The sequence below is a fragment of the Nocardia sp. NPDC058497 genome, assembly GCF_042720195.1.
GTDB lineage: Bacteria > Actinomycetota > Actinomycetes > Mycobacteriales > Mycobacteriaceae > Nocardia.
Genome location: NZ_JBHXMY010000627.1, coordinates 1 through 3357 on the forward strand (window position 1 = coordinate 1; position 3357 = coordinate 3357).

The following is a 3357-nucleotide window of genomic DNA, read 5'->3' on the forward strand; positions in this document are numbered from 1 at the left end:
TTTCCGTGATGCAGAGCTGAAACACCAACTGGCGTTTAAACTTATACGGCCCGTGCAGGGCGAGCCGGCCCTTCTGTTCGGGGTGACTGACGGGACTCGAACCCGCGACAGCCAGGATCACAACCTGGTGCTCTACCAACTGAACTACAGTCACCATCACCGGTTATTCACCGGCGCGGTAAATACTAGCTTGTCTCCGCCCTCAAGCCCTAATCCGCTGGTCGGGGGCTTGATCCGGTGACATCGATGGCCTCGGTGACGGCTTCGGCGACCGCCGCGATCTCCGTGGTGGAGGGTCCGGGCAGCGGCACGAACGCGGTGCGGCGGTAGTACTCGAGCTCGCGGATGGATTCCTTGATGTCGGCCAGGGCGCGGTGCGCGAGGCCCTTTTCCGGCTGACCGAAGTAGATCCGCGGGTACCAGCGGCGGCACAGCTCCTTGATCGAGCTCACGTCGACCATTCGGTAGTGCAGGTGCTCGTCGAGTTCGGGCATGTCGCGGGCGATAAAGCCGCGGTCGGTGGCGATCGAGTTACCGCACAGCGGCACTGTGCGCGCGGTGGGCGCGTACTGGCGGATGTAGGCGAGCACTTCGGCCTGGGCCTGCTCGATGGTCACGGTGGAACGCCGAACCTCTTCGGTGAGACCGGATTTCGCGTGCATGTCGGCGACGACCGGTGGCATGCAGGCGAGGGCGGCGTCGTCGGCGTGGATGACGATGTCGACACCGTCACCGAGGATGTTCAGGTCGCTGTCGGTCACGAGCGCGGCGATCTCGATCAGCTTGTCGCTGTCGAGACGGAGCCCCGTCATCTCGCAATCCATCCAGACCAAGAGTTTGTCGGACACCTGAGTCACCCTAACGGGCGATACAGTTTGCTTGGAATTCCCCGCAGACGTTTCGAGCATTTCTTGCGTACGGCAGTGATGACCAGACGGAGGACGCGCGATGACCACCCCTCAGGAGAAGGCGGCAGCGGCACGCAAGGCGGCCGAGGAGGCCGCGCGGGTCGCCGCTGAAGCGGCCGCGGCAGCGGAGGCCGCCGAGAAGGAAGCCGCCGCCGCGGGCACCGGATCGGCTGCGGCATCCGGCGAGGCCGGCGAGATCGCGGCGGGTTACGCGTTCGACGGACCGGCGCTCGAGCTCGGCACGGTGATGGTCGACGGTGCGGCGGATCCCGCGGCGCGCGTGCGCATTCCGCTGCGGATGATGAACCGGCACGGACTCGTCGCGGGCGCCACCGGCACCGGCAAGACCAAGACGTTGCAGGGCATCGCCGAACAGCTGTCCCGCGCGGGCGTTCCCGTGGTGATGGCCGACGTGAAGGGCGACCTGTCGGGGCTGAGCGAACCGGGCGAGGACAACGAGAAGATCCGCGGCCGCGCCGCCGAGACCGGCGCGGGCGACTGGGCGCCGAGCGGTTTCCCCACCGAGTTCGTCTCGCTCGGCACCGGCGGTATCGGCGTGCCGATCCGGGCGACGATCACCTCGTTCGGCCCGATCCTGCTCAGCAAGGTGCTCGGCCTCAACGACACCCAGGAATCCACCCTCGGGCTCATCTTCCACTGGGCCGATCAGCGTGGCCTCGCACTGCTGGATCTGAAGGATCTGCGCGCGGTGATCACCGACCTCACCAGCCCAGAGGGCAAGGAAGACCTGAAGGGCATCGGCGGTGTCTCGGCGCAGACGGCGGGCGTGATCCTGCGCGCCCTGGTGAATCTGGAAGCCGAAGGCGGCGACACCTTCTTCGGCGAACCCGAACTCGACCCCGCCGACCTGCTGCGCACCGCGGGCGGGCAGGGCGTGATCACGCTGTTCGAGCTCGGCCAGCAGGCGGCGCGGCCGGTGCTGTTCTCCACCTTCCTGATGTGGGTGCTCGCCGACCTGTTCCACACGCTGCCCGAGGTCGGTGACGTCGACAAGCCGAAGCTGATCTTCATCTTCGACGAGGCGCACCTGCTGTTCGCCGACGCGTCCAAGGCGTTCCTGCAGCAGGTCGAGCAGACGGTGAAGCTGATCCGGTCCAAGGGTGTCGGCGTGTTCTTCTGCACCCAGTTGCCCACCGACATCCCGAATCCGGTGCTGTCCCAGCTCGGCGCCCGGATCCAGCACGCGCTGCGCGCCTTCACCCCCGACGACCAGAAGGCGCTGGCGAAAACGGTGCGCACGTATCCGAAGTCGACGGTCTACGACCTGGAGGAGGCGCTGACCTCCCTGGGGACCGGTGAGGCGATCGTCACCGTGCTCTCGGAGAAGGGCGCGCCGACACCGGTCGCCTGGACCAAGATCGCGCCGCCGCGCTCGCTGATGGACACCATCGGCGACGACCGGATCAAGTCCAAGGCGCTGTCGAGCGCCCTGCAGGGCAAGTACGGGCAGAGCATCGATCGGGAGTCGGCCTACGAGATGCTGCTGGCCAGTGTGGCCGCCGCCGCTCCGGCGCCCGAGACGCCGCAGGCGCCGGGTCGTTCGCAGGCACAGCAGGAAGAGGACTCGGCAGCCGAGCGGATCATGAAGAACCCGGCGGTGAAAAGCTTCCTGCGGTCAGCCGCGAGCGCCGCCGGTCGCGAGATCAGTCGCAGTATCTTCGGCACCCGGCGGCGCTAGCGGAATTCGGCTCAGCTGCTGCCGAACCAGCCCCAGGGGAACCAGTTGTTGTAGCCGCCGCCGTGGCCGCGGTCACAGCGGTCATAGCCGCGGCCGTACCAGTCGTTGTCACAGCGGTACTTGCGGTCGCAGTTGTAGTCACAGCGGTAGTTGCGGTCGCAGCGGTCGTAGCCGTAGCCGCGGTTCCAGTCGTCGCACCGCGGGCGCTCGGTCTGGACCAGGTCCGGGACGGCGGCGGGCAGGGCGAGTGCTGGGGTTGCCATTGTCAGCGGGAGGGTGACGGCCGCACCGGCCACCGCCATGTTCATGAGTAGCCGGCGTAGGCCGACCTCTCGTGTTCTGTAGATCTTCATGGCTGCCTTTTCCGGCGCGCACGTCATCGGACTCGGCGCGTCGTCTGTCGAGTTGGTTGATTTTCCCCGACTTATCTGATAGTAGGCGCGCGACGGTGCCGCCACCAGACCGGTGGCGGCGGAAATCCCGGCCTATTCGGCGAGTTCGCGCATCAGCAGATCGGCGGTCGTTTCCCGGCGCAGCAGCTGGGTGGCGCGGCCGTCGGCGACGGCGACGATCGGCGGCCTGCCGACCGTGCTGTACGTCGAGGCGAGCCCGTGGTGGTAGGCGCCGGTGCACGGCACGGCGAGTACTTCGCCCGGGCGCAGATCGGCGGGGCGGGCCCCCCCCGGGGCGCTGAGAAGCCCCGATTCGCGGTTGCAGCCCCCCCTTGTCGCCGGGCTCGCGGCGCCCCGC

3 protein-coding genes, 1 tRNA gene and 1 pseudogene are annotated in these 3357 nt (G+C 67.8%); 1 reads left to right on the forward strand and 4 read right to left on the reverse strand.

What is annotated here, in order from left to right; all coding sequences use genetic code 11:
* Nucleotides 1–81 precede the first annotated feature (81 nt).
* A tRNA-His gene (locus tag ACFWPJ_RS28445) sits at nt 82–154 on the reverse strand.
* A 55-nt stretch (nt 155–209) separates the two neighbouring features.
* Complete coding sequence (orn, locus tag ACFWPJ_RS28450) at nt 210–848, reverse strand: oligoribonuclease (protein ID WP_378855922.1); 639 nt, start codon at nt 846–848, stop codon at nt 210–212.
* 100 nt (nt 849–948) lie between these two features.
* Here orn and ACFWPJ_RS28455 point away from each other — a divergent pair, with 100 nt between their 5' ends.
* On the forward strand, nt 949–2607 hold the full coding sequence (locus tag ACFWPJ_RS28455) for a helicase HerA-like domain-containing protein (protein WP_378855924.1): 1659 nt from the start codon (nt 949–951) through the stop codon (nt 2605–2607).
* Nucleotides 2608–2618: 11 nt separating this feature from the next.
* On the opposite strand, the gene ACFWPJ_RS28460 is transcribed toward ACFWPJ_RS28455, so the two are convergent.
* Entirely contained in the window at nt 2619–2960 is a 342-nt protein-coding gene (locus ACFWPJ_RS28460; protein ID WP_378855926.1) for a hypothetical protein, read from the reverse strand.
* Nucleotides 2961–3092: 132 nt separating this feature from the next.
* Nucleotides 3093–3357 (reverse strand): annotated as a pseudogene (locus ACFWPJ_RS28465) (diaminopimelate decarboxylase); the annotation flags it as partial.

What these genes read in the sequence shown, in the direction of transcription:
- ACFWPJ_RS28455 (WP_378855924.1), top strand. Translation starts at nt 949, where the DNA reads ATGACCACCCCTCAGGAGAAGGCGGCAGCGGCACGCAAGGCGGCCGAG.
- ACFWPJ_RS28460 (WP_378855926.1), bottom strand. Translation starts at nt 2,960, where the DNA reads ATGAAGATCTACAGAACACGAGAGGTCGGCCTACGCCGGCTACTCATG.